19 protein-coding genes are annotated in these 18957 nt (G+C 70.7%); 11 read left to right on the top strand and 8 right to left on the bottom strand.

Going from position 1 to position 18957, the window contains the following annotated elements:
- Positions 1–20: 20 nt before the first annotated feature.
- Both ACTOWL_RS09140 and ACTOWL_RS09135 read left to right on the top strand, forming a co-directional pair.
- Entirely contained in the window at positions 21–509 is a 489-nt protein-coding gene (locus ACTOWL_RS09140; RefSeq protein ID WP_441320902.1) for a MarR family winged helix-turn-helix transcriptional regulator, read from the top strand.
- A gap of 39 nt (positions 510–548) precedes the next feature.
- Positions 549–929: a hypothetical protein gene (locus tag ACTOWL_RS09135; protein WP_441320901.1), complete on the top strand. Its 381-nt coding sequence runs from the start codon at positions 549–551 to the stop codon at positions 927–929.
- Between the two features lie 85 nt (positions 930–1014).
- On the opposite strand, the gene ACTOWL_RS09130 is transcribed toward ACTOWL_RS09135, so the two are convergent.
- Complete coding sequence (locus ACTOWL_RS09130) at positions 1015–1758, bottom strand: TlyA family RNA methyltransferase (protein ID WP_441320900.1); 744 nt, start codon at positions 1756–1758, stop codon at positions 1015–1017.
- Positions 1759–1849: 91 nt separating this feature from the next.
- Here ACTOWL_RS09130 and ACTOWL_RS09125 point away from each other — a divergent pair, with 91 nt between their 5' ends.
- A complete protein-coding gene (locus ACTOWL_RS09125) occupies positions 1850–2923 on the top strand; it encodes a Gfo/Idh/MocA family protein (protein WP_441320899.1) in 1074 nt (357 codons plus the stop codon).
- A 10-nt stretch (positions 2924–2933) separates the two neighbouring features.
- On the opposite strand, the gene ACTOWL_RS09120 is transcribed toward ACTOWL_RS09125, so the two are convergent.
- Positions 2934–3350 (bottom strand): hypothetical protein, encoded by a 417-nt coding sequence (locus tag ACTOWL_RS09120; RefSeq protein ID WP_441320898.1) that lies wholly within the window; start codon positions 3348–3350, stop codon positions 2934–2936.
- A gap of 262 nt (positions 3351–3612) precedes the next feature.
- Here ACTOWL_RS09120 and ACTOWL_RS09115 point away from each other — a divergent pair, with 262 nt between their 5' ends.
- The 4 genes from ACTOWL_RS09115 to ACTOWL_RS09100 all read left to right on the top strand — a co-directional run bounded on the left by ACTOWL_RS09115 (position 3613) and on the right by ACTOWL_RS09100 (position 10293).
- Entirely contained in the window at positions 3613–4689 is a 1077-nt protein-coding gene (locus ACTOWL_RS09115; protein WP_441320897.1) for an efflux RND transporter periplasmic adaptor subunit, read from the top strand.
- 1 nt (position 4690) lies between these two features.
- The gene (locus ACTOWL_RS09110; protein WP_441320896.1) at positions 4691–7807 is read left to right on the top strand and encodes an efflux RND transporter permease subunit; all 3117 of its coding nucleotides are present in this window, start codon (positions 4691–4693) and stop codon (positions 7805–7807) included.
- 149 nt (positions 7808–7956) lie between these two features.
- Entirely contained in the window at positions 7957–9378 is a 1422-nt protein-coding gene (locus ACTOWL_RS09105) for a hypothetical protein (protein ID WP_441320895.1), read from the top strand.
- A 120-nt stretch (positions 9379–9498) separates the two neighbouring features.
- Positions 9499–10293 (top strand): undecaprenyl-diphosphate phosphatase, encoded by a 795-nt coding sequence (locus ACTOWL_RS09100; protein WP_441320894.1) that lies wholly within the window; start codon positions 9499–9501, stop codon positions 10291–10293.
- A gap of 24 nt (positions 10294–10317) precedes the next feature.
- Here ACTOWL_RS09100 and ACTOWL_RS09095 read toward each other — a convergent pair whose 3' ends face one another.
- Positions 10318–10707: a hypothetical protein gene (locus ACTOWL_RS09095; protein WP_441320893.1), complete on the bottom strand. Its 390-nt coding sequence runs from the start codon at positions 10705–10707 to the stop codon at positions 10318–10320.
- A 72-nt stretch (positions 10708–10779) separates the two neighbouring features.
- Complete coding sequence (locus ACTOWL_RS09090) at positions 10780–11154, bottom strand: hypothetical protein (RefSeq protein WP_441320892.1); 375 nt, start codon at positions 11152–11154, stop codon at positions 10780–10782.
- 357 nt (positions 11155–11511) lie between these two features.
- Here ACTOWL_RS09090 and ACTOWL_RS09085 point away from each other — a divergent pair, with 357 nt between their 5' ends.
- Positions 11512–13467 carry a calcium-binding protein gene (locus ACTOWL_RS09085; RefSeq protein ID WP_441320891.1) on the top strand — a complete coding sequence of 652 codons (1956 nt, stop codon included), beginning with the start codon at positions 11512–11514 and terminating at the stop codon, positions 13465–13467.
- 48 nt (positions 13468–13515) lie between these two features.
- On the opposite strand, the gene ACTOWL_RS09080 is transcribed toward ACTOWL_RS09085, so the two are convergent.
- Both ACTOWL_RS09080 and ACTOWL_RS09075 read right to left on the bottom strand, forming a co-directional pair.
- Positions 13516–14742: a family 1 glycosylhydrolase gene (locus ACTOWL_RS09080; protein WP_441320890.1), complete on the bottom strand. Its 1227-nt coding sequence runs from the start codon at positions 14740–14742 to the stop codon at positions 13516–13518.
- Positions 14700–15038 (bottom strand): cupin domain-containing protein, encoded by a 339-nt coding sequence (locus ACTOWL_RS09075; RefSeq protein WP_441320889.1) that lies wholly within the window; start codon positions 15036–15038, stop codon positions 14700–14702. The genes ACTOWL_RS09080 and ACTOWL_RS09075 overlap by 43 nt, the downstream gene beginning before the upstream one ends.
- A gap of 144 nt (positions 15039–15182) precedes the next feature.
- On the opposite strand from ACTOWL_RS09075, the gene ACTOWL_RS09070 reads away from it, so the two are divergent.
- The gene (locus tag ACTOWL_RS09070; protein ID WP_441320888.1) at positions 15183–15602 is read left to right on the top strand and encodes an acyl-CoA thioesterase; all 420 of its coding nucleotides are present in this window, start codon (positions 15183–15185) and stop codon (positions 15600–15602) included.
- A gap of 1 nt (position 15603) precedes the next feature.
- Here ACTOWL_RS09070 and ACTOWL_RS09065 read toward each other — a convergent pair whose 3' ends face one another.
- Together ACTOWL_RS09065 and ACTOWL_RS09060 are read right to left on the bottom strand one after the other, a co-directional pair.
- Positions 15604–16875, bottom strand: a complete 1272-nt coding sequence (locus tag ACTOWL_RS09065; RefSeq protein ID WP_441320887.1) for an MFS transporter — start codon at positions 16873–16875, stop codon at positions 15604–15606.
- 8 nt (positions 16876–16883) lie between these two features.
- On the bottom strand, positions 16884–17462 hold the full coding sequence (locus ACTOWL_RS09060) for a PRC-barrel domain-containing protein (protein WP_441320886.1): 579 nt from the start codon (positions 17460–17462) through the stop codon (positions 16884–16886).
- Between the two features lie 153 nt (positions 17463–17615).
- On the opposite strand from ACTOWL_RS09060, the gene mdh reads away from it, so the two are divergent.
- Together mdh and ACTOWL_RS09050 are read left to right on the top strand one after the other, a co-directional pair.
- Entirely contained in the window at positions 17616–18578 is a 963-nt protein-coding gene (mdh, locus tag ACTOWL_RS09055) for a malate dehydrogenase (RefSeq protein ID WP_441320885.1), read from the top strand.
- A gap of 163 nt (positions 18579–18741) precedes the next feature.
- Positions 18742–18957, top strand: a complete 216-nt coding sequence (locus ACTOWL_RS09050; protein ID WP_441320884.1) for a hypothetical protein — start codon at positions 18742–18744, stop codon at positions 18955–18957.

Genomic DNA, 18957 nt, shown 5'->3' with positions numbered 1-18957 from the left:
CATACGACGTGAGGCTCCTCGTGACCCAATCCCATGACCGGACGCTGCCGAAGCTGGCCGATTTCCTGTGCTTCGCGGTCTATTCGGCGAATCTCGCCTTCGGCCGGGCCTACAAGCCGATCCTCGAGGAGCTCGGCATCACCTACACCCAGTGGATCGCCATCGTCGCCCTGTGGGATGACGACCACCAGACCGTCAAGAGCCTGGGCGAGAAGCTGTTCCTGGAATCGAACACGCTGACGCCGATCCTCAAGCGGCTGGAGGAGCTCGGCTATCTCCGCCGCCGGCGCGACCCCGCCGACGAGCGCCAGGTGATCGTCAGCCTGACCGAGGAGGGCCGGCGCCTACGGGAGAACGGCGGGCAGCGCGACCTGGTCGACGCGACGGGCCTGGATTCGGCGGAGTTCGCGACGCTGCAGCAGGCCATCGTCAAGCTGCGCAACCGCCTGCTGAAGCACGCGCAGGAGCCCCGAACGGAGGAACCGCGACGCAAGGCCGGGATGCGGTGAGCCGCCGAATGGTAGTCTGCAAAACGCGGGAGAGAATACATGCCCGGACAGGCAACCTACATTGTGGAAGCCTCACAGTTGCCGCTCCGTGACGCGGCATTTCTTCTGTGGACTCGACGGCATTATCTCGATTCAACAGAACGTGATGGCAGCAATGATGCTCCAGTCCTGGGGACCGAGGATCGCACTATCGAGCGACTTCGAAAAGCACACCCTGAAGCGGAATCGGATCAGTTGTCGGATGCGGTCAGAGCGGCGGGGAAGCTGGAACTCGACTGCTTCAGACATTTCGCCTATTCCGCAGCAGGGCTCATAGATGACGCCCGACGAGCGGTTGAACGTGCTCGGGTGGACAATCCAGATTTTTCAGAAGCGACCTACACCGTAGCCGTAGATCGTGTCTGCTTCGAGATGAAATAGCTGGGTCTGCGGTTGATAGATGACCGCTTTCCGTCCTTCCCCGCCACAGAGCCCGAGTCAATCCTCCCGTTCGGGCCCCGGCGGCTTATCCTTCGAACCGCCCACCGATCAGGAATTCGACATTCCCCTCCGGCCCGGTGATCGGGCTTTCGGTGACGCCGAGCACCTGCCAGCCGGGACGGGCGGCGAGCCAGGCGGCGATGCGGTCGCAGACCTCGCGGTGCAGCTCCGGGTCGCGCACCACCCCGCCCTTCCCCACCCGGCCGGGCCCGACCTCGAATTGCGGCTTGATCAGCGCCACCGCCCGAGCGCCCGGCGCCGCCAGGGCCAGCGCCGCCGGCAGCACCGTCTCCAGCCCGATGAAGCTGGCGTCGCAGACGACGATGCCGACCGGGTCCGGGATCAGCGCCCGGTCCAGGTGCCGGGCATTGGTCCGCTCCAGCACCACGACGCGCGGATCCTGGCGCAGCGACCAGGCCAGCTGGCCGTGCCCGACATCGACGGCATAGACCTTCGCGGCGCCGCGATGCAGCAGCACGTCGGTGAAGCCGCCGGTCGAGGCGCCGACATCCAGCCCCACCAGACCCGCCGGGTCGATGCCGAAATGGTCCAGTCCCTTGACCAGCTTCAGCCCGCCGCGGCTGACCCAGGGATGGTCGCGGCCGCGCACCGTCAGCGCCTCGGGCTGGGCCACTCCGTCGCCCGGCTTCTCGACCCGGCGCGTGCCCTCATAGACCAGCCCGGCCAGGATCAGCGCCTGGGCCCGCGCCCGGCTTTCCGCCAGGCCGCGCTCGACCAGCACCAGATCCGCCCGCGGCCGCTTCGCCATCGATCCCCTCCGTCCACGGATGCGGTTTACACCGTTTGCCGTTCGGGGTGAGATTCCGTTCCGACCCCGAGTCCTGAGGGAACGATCCCGCATGCCCCCCTGCAACTTCGCCATCGTCGGCCCCGGCTGGCGCACCGAGTTCTTCCTGCGCGTCGCCCGGGCGCTGCCGGAGCGCTTCCGCATCGACGGCGTCGTGGTGCGCGACCCCGCCCGCGGCGCCGCCTTCGAGGCGCAATGGGGGCTGCCGACCTTCCGCACCACCGAGGCGCTGCTGCGGCTGACCCGGCCGCGCTTCGCCGTGGTGTCGGTGCCGCAGCCGGCCGCGCCCGGGGTGATCACCGAGCTGGCGGCGGCGGGCCTGCCGGTGCTGACCGAGACGCCGCCGGCGCCCGACCTGGACGGGCTGCTGCGCCTGCACGAACTGGTCCGCGGCGGCGCCCGCATCCAGGTGGCGGAGCAGTACTTCCTGCAGCCGACCCATGCCGCCCGGCTGGCGCTGATCGCCGCCGGCCGGATCGGCACGCCGAGCCACGCCCATATCGCGGTGGCGCATGGCTATCACGGCACCAGCCTGATCCGGAGGCATCTCGGCCTCGGCTTCGAGAACGCGACCATCCGGGCCCAAAGCTTCACCAGCCCGATCGTCGCCGGTCCGACCCGCGCCGGCCCGCCGGCCGAGCATCGCATCGCCCAGTCCGAGCAGACCATCGCCACGCTCGATTTCGGCGACCGCTCGGCGCTGTTCGACTTCACCGGCGACCAGTACCACCACTGGATCCGGTCGCCGCGCGTGCTGGTGCGGGGCGAGCGCGGCGAGATCAAGGATGACGAGCTGCGCTTCCTGCAGGACCACCGCACGCCGGTGATGCTGCGCCTGCTGCGCCAGGACGCCGGGCAGTATGCCGACATCCAGGGCCATCATCTCGTCGGCTTCCTGGCCGGAGCGGAGTGGGTCTACCGCAACCCCTTCGCCGGCACGCGGCTGAACGACGACGAGATTGCCATCGGCGCCTGCCTGGCCGGCATGGTCCGCTATGTCGAGGCGGGAGAGGAGATCTACAGCTTCGCCGAGGCGGCGCAGGACCAGTATCTGGCGCTGTCGATCGCCGCGGCGAAGGCGTCAGGCGAGGCGGTGCGGACCGAGACGCAGGCCTGGGCGGCCTGACGGCAGGCCGTCAGTGGACGCTGGACTCGCCGTGCGGGACGTTGAAGATCGACTGCACCAGCCCGGAGAAGCGGCGCGGGTCGTAGGGCTTCGGCAGGATCGGCAGGTTGCGGTAGGCGGCCGGCAGGCTTTCCCGCGGATAGCTGGTGGCCAGGATCACCGGCACGCCACGCTGCAGCAGGATGTCGACCGCCGGGAACGCGGCCGCGCCGGACAGGTTGAGGTCGACCATGGCGCCGTCGATCGACTGGCTGCGCGCCATCTCGACCGCGCGCGAGACCGTCGTCGCCGGGCCGACCACGGTGCCGCCCCAGGTCCGGAGCGTCAGCTCCAGGTCGAGCGCCACGATCTGCTCGTCCTCGACGATCAGGATGCGGCGGCCGTGCAGGTCGACCGCATCCTCCGCTTCGCTGTAAAGCAGTCCCATTCCACCTGTCCCGGGCTCGGCCTTCGCGGCCGTTCCCCCGGGTCCCTTCCAGTGACGCTGCGACGCAGCGCGAGAATTCGTCATATCGATGCCATAAACACCGGATTCGGCAGCCTGTTCCCGATCGCGATACTGGTGCGACGGAATCTCTCCGCCGTGCCGTGAGAGTCGCAGCCGGCTTTCACCAAGAAGAAACGGGCGGTTGGTACTACAATGCGCCCGTCAGGACGGGTGCGCGGACGGAAGGGGGCTTCGCGGTCGCATGCGCGCGTGGAAACAGCTTGTGGTCATCGGCCTGCTCGTCGCCGCGGCGGCGGGCGTGTGGCGCTATGCGCCGTTCCGGGCCGACGGCGCGGTGGCGCCGCGCGGCGGCCCGATCGCGGTCCCGGTCATGCTGGCCCCGGTGCACACCGGCACGGTGACCGAGGCGATGGACGCCGTCGGCACCACCCGGGCGCGCGAGGCCGTCACCATCACCGCCAAGACCACCGGCATCGTCGACCGGATCGAGTTCGAGGACGGCCAGGTCGTGCCCGCCGGCGCCCCGATCATCCGGCTGGACAGCGACGAGCTGGTGGCCACCGTCGCCTCGGCCGAGGCCGAGCTGCGCAACGCCCGCCTGTCGCTCGACCGGGGCGAGACCCTGTCGAAGGCGCGCAACGTCGCGCAGGCCCAGGTCGACACGCTGCGCGCCGACCTCGAGGTCAAGACCGCGGCGGTGGCGGCGCAGAAGGCGCGGCTGGCGGAGCGGGTGATCATCGCCCCCTTCGCCGGCACGCTGGGCATCCGCAGGGTCAGCCAGGGCGCGCTGGTGTCGCCCGGCACCGCGATCGTCACGCTGGACGACCTGAGCCGGGTCAAGGTCGACTTCAACCTGCCGGAGATGCTGCTGTCGCGCCTGGCCCCGGGCCTGACCCTCGAGGTCCACAGCGACGCCTATCCCGACCGCGCCTTCACCGCCGTCGTCACCTCGGTCGACACCCGCATCGACCCGGCCACCCGGTCGGTCACCACGGTGGCGGAGATCGACAACCGCGACGGGCTGCTGCGCCCCGGCATGTTCATGACCGTGCGGGTGCAGCTGTCGACCGACCCCTCCGCCCTGCTGGTGCCGGAGCAGGCACTGGTGCCGCAGGGCACCCGCCAGTTCGTCTATCTGGTGGTCGACGGAAAGGCGGTGCGGCGCGAGGTGACGCTCGGCACCCGGCTGCGCGGCCAGGTGCAGATCCTGTCCGGCCTGGCCGCCGGGGAGTCGGTGGTGGTCGAGGGCACGCAGCGGCTGCGCGACGGCGTGCCGGTCCAGGTGCAGGAGGCCGGCCCGGCGCCGGCGGCAAGCTGACATGGTCCTCTCCGACACCGCCATCAAGCGCCCGGTCTTCGCCGTCGTCGTCAGCCTGCTGCTGGTGGTGCTGGGCGTCTTCGCCTTCCAGCGGCTGACCGTCCGCGAATACCCCAACATCGACCCGCCGGTGGTGTCGATCAGCACCACCTATGAGGGCGCCTCGGCCCAGGTGATCGAGAGCCAGATCACCCAGGTGATCGAGGAGGGCGTGGCCGGCGTCGCCGGCATCCGCACGATGCGCTCGACCAGCCAGGAGGGGCGGTCCAGCGTCCGGCTGGAATTCGACATCGAACGCGACGTCGAGAGCGCGACCAACGACGTGCGCGATTCGGTCGGCCGGGTGATCGCCAGGCTGCCGGACAATGCCGATACCCCGATCATCCGCAAGGTCGACGCCGACGCCAGCCCGATCATGTACGCGACCCTGACCAGCGACGGCCGCTCGGCGATCGAGCTGAGCGACATGGCCAAGCGCTATGTCGTCGATCCGCTCTCGGCCGTGGACGGCGTCGCCCAGGTGACGATCGGCGGCGAGCGCCAGCCGTCGATGCGGGTCTGGCTGGACCGCAACGCCATGGCGGCGCGGCTGGTCACGGCGCAGGACGTCAGCGACGCGCTCGAGGCGCAGAATGTCGAGCTGCCGTCGGGCCGGGTCGAATCGAACGACCGCGAGCTGACGGTGCGCACCAACACCCGGCTGTCGACGCCGGAGGAGTTCGCCCGCATCGTGCTGCGCCGCGACGGCGAGACCCTGGTGCGGCTGGGCGACGTGGCCAGGGTCGAGGTCGGCGCCCGCGACGACCGCAGCGGCTTCCGCGCCGACGGCAAGCCCGCGGTCGGCATCGGCGTGGTCAAGCAGTCGACCGCCAACACGCTGGACGTGGCCGAGGGCGTGCGGCACGCGATGGACACGCTGCGCCAGTCGCTGCCGCCGGACGTGCGGATCGAGATCTCCTCCGACGACAGCGTCTTCATCGACAAGTCGATCGAGGAGGTGTTCCTGGCGCTGGCGATCGCGCTGGCGCTGGTGATCGGCATCGTCTTCGTGTTCCTGCGCAGCATCCGCGCCACGCTGATCCCGGCGGTCGCCGTGCCGGTCTCGATCACCGCCTCCTTCATCGTGCTGGCGGCGCTGGGCTATTCGATCAACGTCCTGACCCTGCTGGCGATGGTGCTGGCGATCGGCCTGGTGGTCGACGACGCCATCATCGTGCTGGAGAACATCAGCCGGCGGATCGAGCATGGCGAGCCGCCGCTGGTGGCGGCCTATCTCGGCTCGCGCCAGATCGGCTTTGCCGTGGTCGCCACCACCGCGGTGCTGACCGCGGTGTTCGTCCCGATCTCGTTCCTGCAGGGCAATGTCGGGCGGCTGTTCAGCGAATTCGGCATCACCGTCGCCTCCTCGGTGCTGTTCTCGGCGCTGATCGCCCTGACCCTGACGCCGGCGATGTGCAGCCGGCTGCTGCGCCCGGCGACCGAGGAGACCTGGCTGCACAAGGTGACCGAGCACGGCTTCGACCTGCTGAACCGCGGCTACCAGGCGACGCTCGGCTTCGCCCTCGCGGCCCCGCTGCTGGTCTGCGCCATCGCCGTCGCCCTCAGCCTCGGCGCCGTGGCGCTGCTGCAGAGCCTGCCGCAGGAATTCGTGCCGACCGAGGATCGCGGCCGGGTGGTGATCAGCGCCACCGGGCCGGAAGGCTCCAGCATGGAGTACACCGGCGGCCAGCTGACCCGGATCGAGGCGGCGCTGACGCCCTATGTCGAGGCAAAGGACGTCACCCGCATCCTCGCCATCCTGGCGCCGGCCTGGGGCCCGACCGGGGTGAACCGGGTCACCGTCATCGGCCAGATGAAGCCCTGGGGCGAGCGCAGCCGGTCGCAGCAGGAGGTGGTGCGCGAGCTGGCCGCCAAGCTGGCCGGCATCCCCGGCATCCGCGCCGTCGCCATCAACCCGAGCGGCCTCGCCCGCGGCTCCGGCGCCCCGGTGCGCTTCGTCATCGGCGGCAACACCTATGAAGAGCTGGTCGAATGGCGCGACCGGCTGGAGGACCAGCTGCGCAACTCCCGCGTGCTGCGCAACCTGCAGGCCGATTACGACGAGACCAAGCCGGAGCTGCGCGTCGCCATCGACCGCAACCGCGCCGCCGACCTCGGCATCTCGATCCGCGCCATCGGCGAGACGCTGGAGACCATGTTCGGGTCGGTCGCCGTCACCCGCTACGAGGATGACGGCGAGGAATACGACGTGGTGCTGCAGGCCAGGGCCGAGGACCGGCAGACGCCGCGCGACCTGTCCAACATCTTCGTCCGGGCCTCCGGCGGCACGCTGGTGCCGCTGACCAGCCTGGTGAAGCTGCAGGACGTCGCCGGGCCGGCCAGCCTGGGCCGCTTCGACCGGGTTCGCGCCATCACCTTCACCGCCAGCCTGGCCGACGGCGCCACGCTGGGCGACGCGGTGACCGAGATCCGCGCCGCCGTCGCCGAGATGCTGCCGACCGAGGCCCGCCTGTCCTGGGACGGCGACACCCGCGAGTTCCTGGAGAGCAGCGCCTCGCTCTACATCACCTTCGGCACGGCGCTGCTGATCGTGTTCCTGGTGCTGGCGGCGCAGTTCGAGAGCTTCGTCCACCCGGTCACCATCCTGCTGACCGTGCCGCTGGCGATCTTCGGCGCGCTCGGCTCGGTCGCGCTGCTCGGCATGACCGTGAACATCTACACCCAGATCGGCATGGTCATGCTGATCGGGCTGACGGCGAAGAACGCGATCCTGATCGTCGAATTCGCCAACCAGCTGCGCGACGAGGGGCTGGACGTGCTGACGGCGGTGCGCGAGGCCGCGGCGACCCGGCTGCGGCCGATCCTGATGACCTCGATCGCCACCGCGCTGGGCGCCCTGCCGCTGGCGATCGCCACCGGCGCCGGCGCCGAATCGCGCCAGGCGATCGGCGTCGTCATCTTCGGCGGCGTCATGGTCTCGACCCTGCTGTCGCTGTACCTGGTGCCGGTGCTGTACCGCGCCCTGGCCCGCTTCACCTCACCGGCCAGCCGCACCACCAAGGAGCTGGAGCGCCAGCTGCTGGTCCATCGCAGCGAGGGCTCGTCGCCCGCGGAATAGGAAAATCCGCCCCCTCCGGCGAATTTTCCGCCCGAGCCGCCAGGATCCGCATGGGGATCGCAGGGCCACGGCCCCTCGACGCCCTGGCACACCGGTTGCAGGGCCCTGACCGCCGCCCGACCCGGGCGGTGTTGCGTCGGGGGACGCCCATGAAGAAGCGATGGATTGTTGCGGCCGGGATCGCCGCCGCCCTGCTGGCCGTGCCGGCCGCCGCCTATGTCGCCGTGGTGCGGCCCAACTATCCGCCCGTCCCGGTGCTGGAGGGCGCGCCGCCGCGGACCCAGGCCGAGGCCGACCGCCAGGATCTGGAGTTGCTGCGCCGGCTGCCGGAGGTCGACCGCAGCTTCCCGGACGGCGCCCGCGAACGGTTCGACCTGCGGATCGAGGGGCTGCTGGCGCAGGTGTCGGCGGCGGGGCCCGCGGGAATGGACCGAGCCCGCTTCGAGATGGCGGTCACCTGCGCCGTGGCGCTGGCCGGCAACGGCCACACCTATGTCCGCGGCGCCGCCATGGGCCGCTCGCTGAACGCGCTGCCGCTGCGGCTGGTCTGGTTCGACGACGGCCTGCATGTGGTCGCCGCCCGGGCGGCGCTGGCCGAGCTGCTGGGCGCCCGCGTCGCCCTGCTGGGCGGCCGCACGCCCGAGGACCTGGCCGGTGCGCTGCGCCCCTGCATCGGCGGCAACGACGTCCGCGCCCGGCTGCTGTCGGTCAGCCTCCTCTCCTCCCCCGCCGCGCTGCACGCTTTGGCGCTGCTGCCCGCGGCCGATGCCGCCACCCTGGCCTTCGACCTGCCGGACGGGCGGCGCGTCGAGCGCCGGATCGAGGCCGATCCGCGGCCGGCGATCCGGCCGGAAAGCGATGTGCGGTGGCCGGCCTCGGACCTGCTGCCGACCGCGCTGCCGGCGGATGACGGCCCCTGGCGTCATGTCCTGGCGGGGGTGGACGCGCTGCCGCTGTATCTGCAGCACGCCGACCGCGCCTATTGGCACGCCACACCGGCGCCGGACACGCTGTTCATCGAACTGCGGCAGACTCGCGATATCCCCGGCGACGGCCTGGAGGCGTTCCTCGACCAGGTGCTGGCGGAGGCGGCGGAGCGCCGGCCGAAGACCGTGATCGTCGACCTGCGCGCCAACACCGGCGGCGACTACATGCTGACCGCCGCCTTCACCCGCCGGCTGCCGGACGTCCTGGCACCGGACGCCCGGATCCATGTGCTGACCGGCCCCGACACCTTCTCCGCGGCGATCTCCACCCTGGCCCGGCTGAAGCATTTCGGCGGCAATCGGGTCGACATCGTCGGCCGGCCGGTCGGCGACTTCGCCGCCTTCTGGGGCGAGGGCGGGCGGCTGACCCTGCCGCATTCGGGCATCGCCATCCGCTACGCCACCGCCTTCCACGACTGGGGCCGGGGCTGCGGCCTGGCGCAGATCGGCCGCTGCTTCTGGCTGAACTATCTGTACGGCGTGGCCGGCGGCGAATTGTCGCCGACCGTGAAGGTGCCCTTCACCTTCGCCGATTACCGCGCCGGCCGGGACCCCGACCTCGAGGCCGCCGCGGCCGAAGACTGACCCGCCCCTCCTCCGGGGTGAATTCCCGTCAGGATCGGTCCCGCCGCCTCGGCGGGGCTTTCCAAACCCGTCCGCTTCGTTCACAAGCGGGGCGGCCTCGTTTCACCCCGGAGCACTGTCTTGGACTATCTGAGCGCGATCATCCTCGGGGTGATCGAAGGCATCACCGAGTTTCTGCCGATTTCCTCGACCGGCCACCTGATCATCGCCGAGCACTGGCTGGGCCAGCGCTCGGACACCTTCAACATCGTCATCCAGGCCGGCGCCATCCTGGCCGTGACCATCATCTACTGGCGCCGGATCTTCGACCTGGTGCTGGGCTGGCGCCGGCCGGAGAACCGCCACTACGCGATCCGGCTGCTGCTCGCCTTCGTGATCACCGGGGTGCTCGGCCTCGCCGCCAAGAAGCTGGGCTTCAACCTGCCGGAGAACCTGCTGCCGATCGCGATCGCGCTGGTCGTCGGCGGCTTCTGGATGATCTGGGCCGAGCAGCAGGCGGCGAAGCTGCCCGACAGCGTCAGGATCACCTGGATGGTGGCCATTGCGGTCGGGCTGGCCCAGTTCGTGGCCGGCATCTTCCCGGGCACATCGCGTTCGGCCGCTGCCATCTTCGCCGCCATGCTGGTCGGCGCCAGCAACCGCGCGGCGGCGACCGAATTCGCCTTCCTGGTCGGCATCCCGACCATGTACGCGGCCAGCGCCTATGAGCTGTACGGCCAGTTCAAGGACGGCGGCGCGCATGAGGATTGGGGCGCGCTGGGCATCGCCTTCGTGGTCTCGACCATCACCGCCTTCATCGCGGTGAAGTGGCTGCTGGGCTACATCCAGACCCACCGCTTCACCGTCTTCGCGGTCTACCGGATCATCTTCGGCGCGCTGCTGCTGGGCGCGGTGGCCCTGGGCTGGATCGCCTGACTGGCTGGATCGCCTGACGGCCCGTCAGCGGTCGTTTTCGTGTCCCGGCCGATAGAAGTAGTACGGATTTCGCGAAGCGCCCCGGGACGAACCGCGATCGTACCGGCGGTTGTCGCCATCGGAGCGACGGACATAGCGGCTCCGGTCGCCATCGCGCCAGCCGTCGTTGCGGCGGCTGTAGGAGCGCCGGTAACGCCGCCGGTCGTCGTTGTCATAATAGGAGCGGCGGCTGCTGTAGTACCGCGGATAGCTGTAGCTCGGCCGGGAATAGCCGGTGCCGTAGCCATAGTCGTTGTAGGCGTAGCTGTCGCCGTATCCGCCGTATCCGTACGGATAGGCGACGCAGGCGCCCAGGCCGGCCGCAGCCGCCACGGCACCCACCAAAAACAACCGACGCAGACCGGTCGGGAACATGAGCTGACACTCCTTTGGGCCGCGGGCCGCTTCCCTCAACCCGCGGCTGGGTAAGACATGAGCGGCCGGCGGCTACCGCCGGTTGCCGCCCCGGGTGTCCTCGCCGTAAGTGCCATAGCCGACGCCGTAGCCGTAGCGCGGATAGCCGGAGTATCGGGGATAGCCGGAGTACCGCGGGGCGCCGTAGTAGCGCGGATAGCTGTAGGCCCGGGGATAGCTGTAGGCCCGGGGATAGCTGTAGGCCCGGGGAGAGCTGTAGTTGTAGTAGTTGGGATAGCTGTACCTCGGGGCGCTGTAGGTCGGCTGCGGCGCATAGGCGTAGTCGTCGTAGCCGTAGGTGCTGTAGCCGGCATAGCCCACCGGATAGGCGTAGCAGCCGCCGAGGCCGGCCGCGGCTGCGGCCAGGGCGCCGGCCAGAACCAGCCGGCGCAGACGGGTCCGAGTCATGACCTGACACTCCATCAGCCCGCGGGCTGTCGCCGCGACGGCGTCGCGGCGTCCCCCCGCGGCGTGACGAATCAACGCAGCGCGGCCCGTCCGGTTCCGCCATAGCAGAAAAGCCGGCAGCACTCGCGGCAGACACATGGGCGTCATATTCTGCTGCTATGGAACAGAGGTTTTATCAGTCGAACCCATGTTTTACAGGGACTTGCGCCGGCCGTTGGAGCGGGCCGCCAAAGGCTTTTTCGAGCTTTCATCTCCGGCCCGCCGTTGCTCGGGCCTCCGTGAGACGCTGTTGCCCATGACGATGCCGGCCGCGCTGACACCCAGCCGGAGGCCGGCTCCGACAGGAAGGGAAAACGTATGACCTTCATCTTCGGGACCCCGGAAGACGACCAATTGATGGGGATGAACGGCGAAAATGACGCCATCTACGGCTACGCCGGCGACGACACTCTCATCGGCGGCCCCAACGACGACTATGTGGTCGGGGGAACGGGCGCCGACTATCTGATCGGCGGCAACGGCACCGACAGTCTCACCGCCGATCCGTTCGACGGTTCGCCGGATGTGTTCGAGGGCGGCGCGGGCCTGGACCTGCTGTTCTACTCCGCCAGCGCAACCGCCGGGGTCACCGTGGATCTGGCCGCGGGCACCGCCTCCGGCGGGGCGACGGTGAGCGGGATCGAGAGCGTCGTGGGGACGCGCCATGCCGACACGCTGATCGGGGATGCCATCGGCAACACCTTGGTCGGTGTCGAAGGCGACGACGTGCTGGACGGCGGCGGCGGCAACGACCTGCTCGATGGCGGCTATGGTCGCGACACCCTGATGGGCGGCGCCGGCGACGACACGCTGCGGGACTCCGACATCAGGGGCGCCACCGGGCCGGACCGGCTGGATGGCGGCGCCGGCAGCGACACCGTGGATTACAGCTTCGTCACCCGCTCGTCGACGATCGATCTGGCCGCGGGCACGATCAACGGCGTGGCCGTGCTGACCAGCATCGAGAACGTTCGCGGGACGCAGGGCGACGACACCATCATCGGCAGTGCCGGGGCCAACTTCCTGTTCGGTGGCGCCGGCACCGACGTGCTGCGCGGTGGGGCCGGCAACGACAGGCTCGAGGGCGGCAGGCTCGAGAGCGGCCCCTCCGGCCTCGACAGCCTCTATGGCGAGGCCGGCGACGATGTCCTCTATCAGGACATCCTCCTCTTCCCCTTCATCCCCCCGACCGGACCGCCGCGGCTGCTGGACGGCGGCGACGGCGTCGACACCGCCGATTACGGCCGGCACATGCACAACGTCTATCTCGACCTGCAGACCGGCACCGGCCTCGACGGCTATCTGCAGCTGGTGTCGATCGAGAACCTGCGCGGCAGCGACTTCGACTATGACACCCTGATCGGCAATGCCGGGGTCAATGCGCTCTACGGCAATGGCGGCGACGATGTCGTGCGCGGTGGCGGCGGCGGCGACCGGCTGGACGGGGGTGCCGGCAGCGATACCGCCAAATACGACGAAGGCAACGTCGGCATCGTCGTCGACCTGTCCACGGGCGCCGCATCGGGCGGCAACGCCCAGGGCGATGTGCTGGTCTCGATCGAGAACCTGTTCGGCAGCCAGGGGAACGACAGCCTGACGGGAAATGCCGGCGCCAATACCCTGGCCGGCGAAGCCGGAGACGACGTGCTCCGCGGCGGCGACGGCAATGATGTCCTGCGTGGTGGCGCCGGAGCCGACCGGCTGGACGGCGGCGCCAACTTCAACATCGACACCGCGACGTATAACGAAGGCAATGTCGGCGTCGTTGTCGACCTGTCCACGGGAACGGGATCAGGCGGCAATGCCCAGGGCGATGTGCTGGTCTCGATCGAGAACCTCACCGGCAGCCGGGGGAACGACAGCCTGACGGGAAATGCCGGCGCCAACACCCTGGCCGGCGACATCGGTGACGACGTGCTCCGCGGCGGCGGCGGGCAGGATGTGCTGCGAGGCGGGGCCGGGGGCGACCGCTTCGTCTTCGCCGCCGTCACCGACAGCAGGGCCGGGGCGCCCGACCGCATCACCGACTTCAGCCACCTCCAGGGCGACCGGGTCGACCTGTCGGCGATCGACGCCAACACCGGCGCCGCCGGCAACCAGGCCTTCAGCTTCATCGGCACCGCCCTCTATTCCGGCGTCGCCGGCCAACTGCGCTATGCCTCCGACGGCATCGACACCACCATCGCCGGCGACATCAATGGCGACGGCGTCTCGGACTTCCGCATCCGGCTCACCGGCGCCATCGGCCTCGTCGCGGGCGACTTCGTGCTGTAGCGCCGGTCGTCACAGCGGGTGGCGCATCCGCCCGCTGATCATCTTTCCCTACCCCCGGATGCGGGACTGCAGCCGGCGCCAGCTGTCCTTCGGCAGCGGCGCGTCGGCGCGCCTGTCCCAGGCGGCCAGCCCGGCGGGCGGCGCGGCGCCGTCGTCCAGCACCGGGCCGAGGAACACGGTGGCGAGCGGCACGCCCGCGTCCCAGGCGGCTTGGGCAGCCTCGAGATTCGCCTCCAGCCGTTCGATCCGGACGCTGTCCTCGATCCGGCCCTCACGCAGCGGCGGGTCCTCGGCCGCGACCCGCAGGGTCAGATGGAGCGGCAGCTTCGGCCAGGCCGCGGCCAGGCGGTCGAGCGCCCGGCGCAGCGAGTCGGGGCCGGCGCTCTCCGGCACCGTGCCGCGCGGCCGGCCGGCCAGATCCACCCCGCCAGGAGCCGCATCCTCCATCCGGGCCCAGAGCGGCCCGGCATGGTCGAGCAGCAGCAGGTCGACCGGGCCGCGGCAGCGCTTCTCATCGTCCTCCTCCTCCAGCCGGCCCAGCCGCTCGGCCGCCAGCTCCGGATACCGGCCGTCGCGCAGGGTGGTGACCGACGCCTCCCAGCCCAGCGCCTCGGCGACGACCACGGCGTCGGACGAGGCCAGCGTGTCGTCCCAGGGTTCGGGCGGCGGGCCGGCCAGCGCGGCGCCCAGGCGCCAGCGGGCGCTCTCCTGCCGCAGCGCCGACAGCGCCAGGCCACGGCCGAGCAGCAGGTGATGCAGGATCGCGCGGAAGGCGGCGTCTTCGGCCATGCCGATCGGGCGGTCGCGCCAGGCCGCCTCGTCGCGGGCGAAGCCGGGGGCGCCGGCATCGACCGTCAGCGCCGCCATGCGGTCGCCGATCTGGCCGGCGACGCGGCAGGCGAATTCGGCGAAGCGCCAGGCCGTGTCGCGCGCGGTCCAACCGCCGCGGATGCGGATGTCGCGCGGCAGCCGGGCCGGCGCCAGCACCGGCCAGGGGGCCAGCCCGGCCTCGCCCAGCGCATCGACCCGGCGGTCGAGCCCGGCCAGCGCCGCGGGGTCAAGCTTGCCGCGCCCCTCCGGCAGCAAGGCCGCCCAGTCGAGGATGAACCGGCCGGCCACGGCACCCATCTCGGCAGCCAGGCGCAGCGCCTCGGCCTCCTGCCGCGGCGTCGCCGGTGCGCCGAGATCGGCACCCCAGATGAGCGCAGCCCGCGGGGCGGGCGCCGCCGACGCTAACTCTTCTCCCCGTCCTCCGGGCCCCAGAAGATCACCCATGTCGCAAAGTCATCGCTGAAATCCTCGAACCGATGCTCCATATGCGCCGGAACGAAGATCACGTCACCCGGCCCGAACGGTTTGCGCTCGCCGTCGCGGAAGAAGGTGCCGGCGCCGCGCCAGACCACATAGAGCTCGTCGCGCTTGTGCGGCCCCTGCGGATCGGTGCCGCGCGGAGCGTACAGCCCGGCCTTCATGGTGCCGTGCTGCAGCCGGTAGAGGAACTGCTCGGCCGGCAGAGCGGGGAAACGGGCCGCGGTCTCGGCCACCGTGACCAGCCAATCGTCGGCGCTCATGGCGCTCTCCTTCTGTCCCTGGTCCGGAAACGGTAGGCCCGCCGGCCCCGGCCGGCGACCGGAACCTTGTCTCGCGACAAGCTGCGGCTTTTCTCCGCCGCCGATTCGGGGCTATGTCGCGATCGACCCGACCCGGAGAGCGCCATGACCGATTTCGACCCGACCGACCCCGCCGCCTACCCGCATTGGGCGGAGGAGCGCGTGCGCTACTCCGACACCGACGCGCTGGGCCATGTGAACAACAACGCCTATGGCGTCTATTTCGAGACCGCCCGCCTGCACTTCTTCCGCGACGCCGGCATCCATCTGGGCAAGAGTCGCGGCGCCGTGGTGGTGCGCATCACCATGAACTTCCTGCGCGAGCTGACCTGGCCGAACGACGTGCGCATCGGCACCCGGATGGTGAAGCTGGGCGGCAAGTCCTTCACCTATGCCCAGGCGCTGTTCGTCGGCGAGCGCTGCCATGCCACGGCGGAGACGGTGAGCGCCATGTTCGACCTGGAGACGCGGCAATCCTTCCCGATCCCCGAAGAACTGCGCACCCGCTTCGCGCCCGAGCTGTAGGTCAGGCGGTCTCCTCGGCCGGCCGCGTCTCCGGCATCGTCAGCGTGATCAGCACCAGGCCGGCGGCGGCGACGGCCGCGAGCGTGGTGAAGGCGGCGTAGCTGCCGAAGCTGTCGGCCATGAAGCCGGCCAGGATGGTGCTGACCGCGGCGCCGATGCCCATGGCGCAGCCGACCAGCCCCTGGGCCAGGTTGAAATGGCCGCTGCCGCGGGCGAGGTCGGCGATGGTCAGCGGCACCAGCACGCCCAGCACCGTCGCCGACACCCCGTCCAGCACCTGGAAGGCCACCAGCAGCTGCGGGTCGCCGGTCAGTGAGAACAGGAAGGCGCGGATCGCCAGCGCCAGGAAGCCGAGGATCAGGAACGGCCGCCGGCCCCAGCGCTGCGCCGCCCGGCCCATCCAGGGCGACAGCACCGTCACGGTCAGCTGCGGCACGATCACCGCGGCCGCGACCATCAGCGTCGCCGCCTGGCTCGACCGCAGGGTCACCATGCTGGCGGCGAGCGGCAGCATCGCCGCATTCGCCAGGTGGAACATGGCGATGCAGCCGGCGAAGACCACCAGCGTGCGGTTGCGCATCAGCAGGGCGAGGCCGGCGGCCGACGCCTTCAGCCCCTTCCCGTCCCGCTGCGCCGCCGCCGGGGCCGCCCGGATCTCGTCGGGCCGGATGCGGGTCAGGGCGAACAGGCCCGGCGCCACCAGCGCCGCGGCCAGGAAGAACACCGCCTGGCTCGACAGGTACTGGCCGCACAGGCCCATCACCGCGGCGGCGATGCCGGTGCCGGCCGAGGCGAAGGCGGCATTGCGGCCCAGCCGCTCGCTCATCCCGGCCGGGCCGGCCAGACCGAGGCTGAGCGAGACGATGGCGAAGCTGACGATGCAGCTGGCCGCGGCGTGCAGCACGCGCGAGGCCAGCACGACCGGGAAGATCGGCCAGGCGGCGAAGGCGAAGGCGCTGATGCCGATCGCCGTCAGTGCCACGGCGGCCGTCGCCCGCACCGACCGGACCGAATCGACGAAGGCCCCGAGCGGTACCTGCCCGACCAGCCCGACCAGGCCGCTGACGGTGAGCACCAGGCCGATATCGACCTGGGTCCAGCGCTGCGTCGTCAGGAACACCGCGACGAAGGCCCCGAAGCCGGTCTGCACATCGGCGACGAAGAACACGAACCAGTCGAGCCCGCGGCGACTGCCGCGCGAGGATTGCGGCGCACTCGCATCGGCCGGGACCGTGGCCGCGTCCTTCCGGTCGAAACCGATGATCCCCGCCATCGGCCCGGCTACGGCTTCGGCGCCGGTGCGTTGGCCTCCGGCGCGGCTGCGGGAGCGGGGACGGCGGGCACCGGGGCCGGCGACGGCGAGCCCGGCGCATCCGGGGCGGCCGGGGCTGGCGCCGTGTCCGCCCGGCCAACCACGACCACCGGCTCGCCCGGCTTGTAGGCCGGGGCGCCGCGCAGCTGGGCCTCCGACAGGTCGGTGACGATGGTGTCCATGGCGCCGTCCTTCGGGAAGTGCAGCATCCGCCAGTCGACCGCGATCTGGCGCGAGCCGACGCCGAGGAACCCGCCGAAATCGACGATGGCGGCCCGCGTCATTCCGGCGCGGTCGACCACCACGTCGACGACCCGGCCGAGATCATCGCCCGCGGCGCTGCGCACCGATTTGCCGAGCAGCGTGCCGGCCGCGTCGCCGTCGATCACGACCGCCGGCGTCTCAGAGGCCTGCCGCTGGTCGACCGCCGGCGCCGCCGGGACCTCGGCCGCAGGCGGCGTTTCGGGCTTGGCCGGCTGTGCGTCCTGGGCGTGGGAGACGCCGGCCGCCGCGAGGAGGACGAGCACGGCCGGAAGGAGAATGCGCATCGCGGAACCTGCCTTTGTGATCGACCTGATCTGGGGCGCATCCGGCCGATGGCAACCGCTGCGGCGGGATGGACCGGCCCGTTCTTGCCGCACCCGCGAAATAGCGCTAGGACAGGGCCGACTTTTCGGCCCCCTCAGCAAGGATGGCATGCAATGGCGCGCAACAAGATCGCCCTCGTCGGCGCCGGGCAAATCGGCGGCACCCTCGCCCTTCTCGCCGGCCTCAAGGAGCTCGGCGACATCGTCCTGTTCGACGTGGTCGACGGTGTGCCGCAGGGCAAGGCGCTCGACATCGCCCAGGCCTCGGCGGTCGAGGGCTTCGACGCCGCGCTGAAGGGCGGCAGCGACTATTCCGTGATCGAGGGCGCCGACGTCGTCATCGTCACCGCCGGCGTGCCGCGCAAGCCGGGCATGAGCCGCGACGACCTGATCGGCATCAACACCAAGGTGATGCAGGCGGTCGGCGCCGGCATCAGGCAGTACGCCCCGAACGCCTTCGTCATCTGCATCACCAACCCGCTGGACGCCATGGTCGGCGTGCTGCGCGAGGTCTCCGGCCTGAAGCCGGAGAAGGTGGTCGGCATGGCCGGCGTGCTCGACTCGGCGCGCTTCCGCTATTTCCTGGCCGAGGAGTTCAAGGTCTCGGTCGAGGACGTCACCGCCTTCGTGCTGGGCGGCCATGGCGACACCATGGTGCCGCTGGCCCGCTACTCCACCGTCGCCGGCATCCCGTTGCCGGACCTGGTGAAGATGGGCTGGACCACGCAGGAGAAGCTGGACCAGATCATCCAGCGCACCCGCGACGGCGGCGCCGAGATCGTCGGCCTGCTGAAGACCGGCAGCGCCTTCTACGCCCCCGCCTCCTCCGCCATCGCCATGGCCGAAAGCTACCTGCGCGACAAGAAGCGCGTGCTGCCCTGTGCCGCCTACCTGACCGGCCAGTACGGCGTCAGCGACTTCTACATCGGCGTGCCGGTGGTGATCGGCGCCGGCGGCGTGGAGCGGATCGTCGAGGTCCAGTTCAACGCCGACGAGAAGGCCGCCTTCGACAAGTCGGTCGCCGCGGTGAAGGGCCTGGTCGAGACCACCCGGAAGCTGATGGACTCGGCCGCCTGATCTTTCGCCGCTCTGTGGTTTTGCGAACGCCGCGGGCCCCGGTCCGCGGCGTTTGTCGTTTTGGCTTGCCGATTTCTGCCGCAATCGCGCGGCAGCGTGGCCACTCGCCTCTGCCGGCCGGTCTGGCTAGAGTGCGCGCCCCATGGAACGACCGAGGATGCCCATGACCCGTCTGATCCTGGCAGCCGCCAGCCTGTCCCTCCTGACCCTGGCCGCCTGCGGCGGCGACAACACCGTGCCGATCGACCGCCCGATCATGCAGGGTGAGCCGGCGCCGCCCGCGGTTCCGGTCGAGTCGATCCAGCGCCGGCCGCTGTCGTCCCCGCCCTCCTCGCTGACCGGCCAGCAGGACCAGACGCAGCCGGCGCCGGCGCAATAA

It is taken from the genome of Inquilinus sp. CA228 (genome assembly GCF_052078665.1).
Classification (GTDB): Bacteria; Pseudomonadota; Alphaproteobacteria; order DSM-16000; family Inquilinaceae; genus Inquilinus.
Note: the sequence above shows the minus strand (reverse complement) of the source record. Positions and strands in the feature narration are given on the sequence as shown.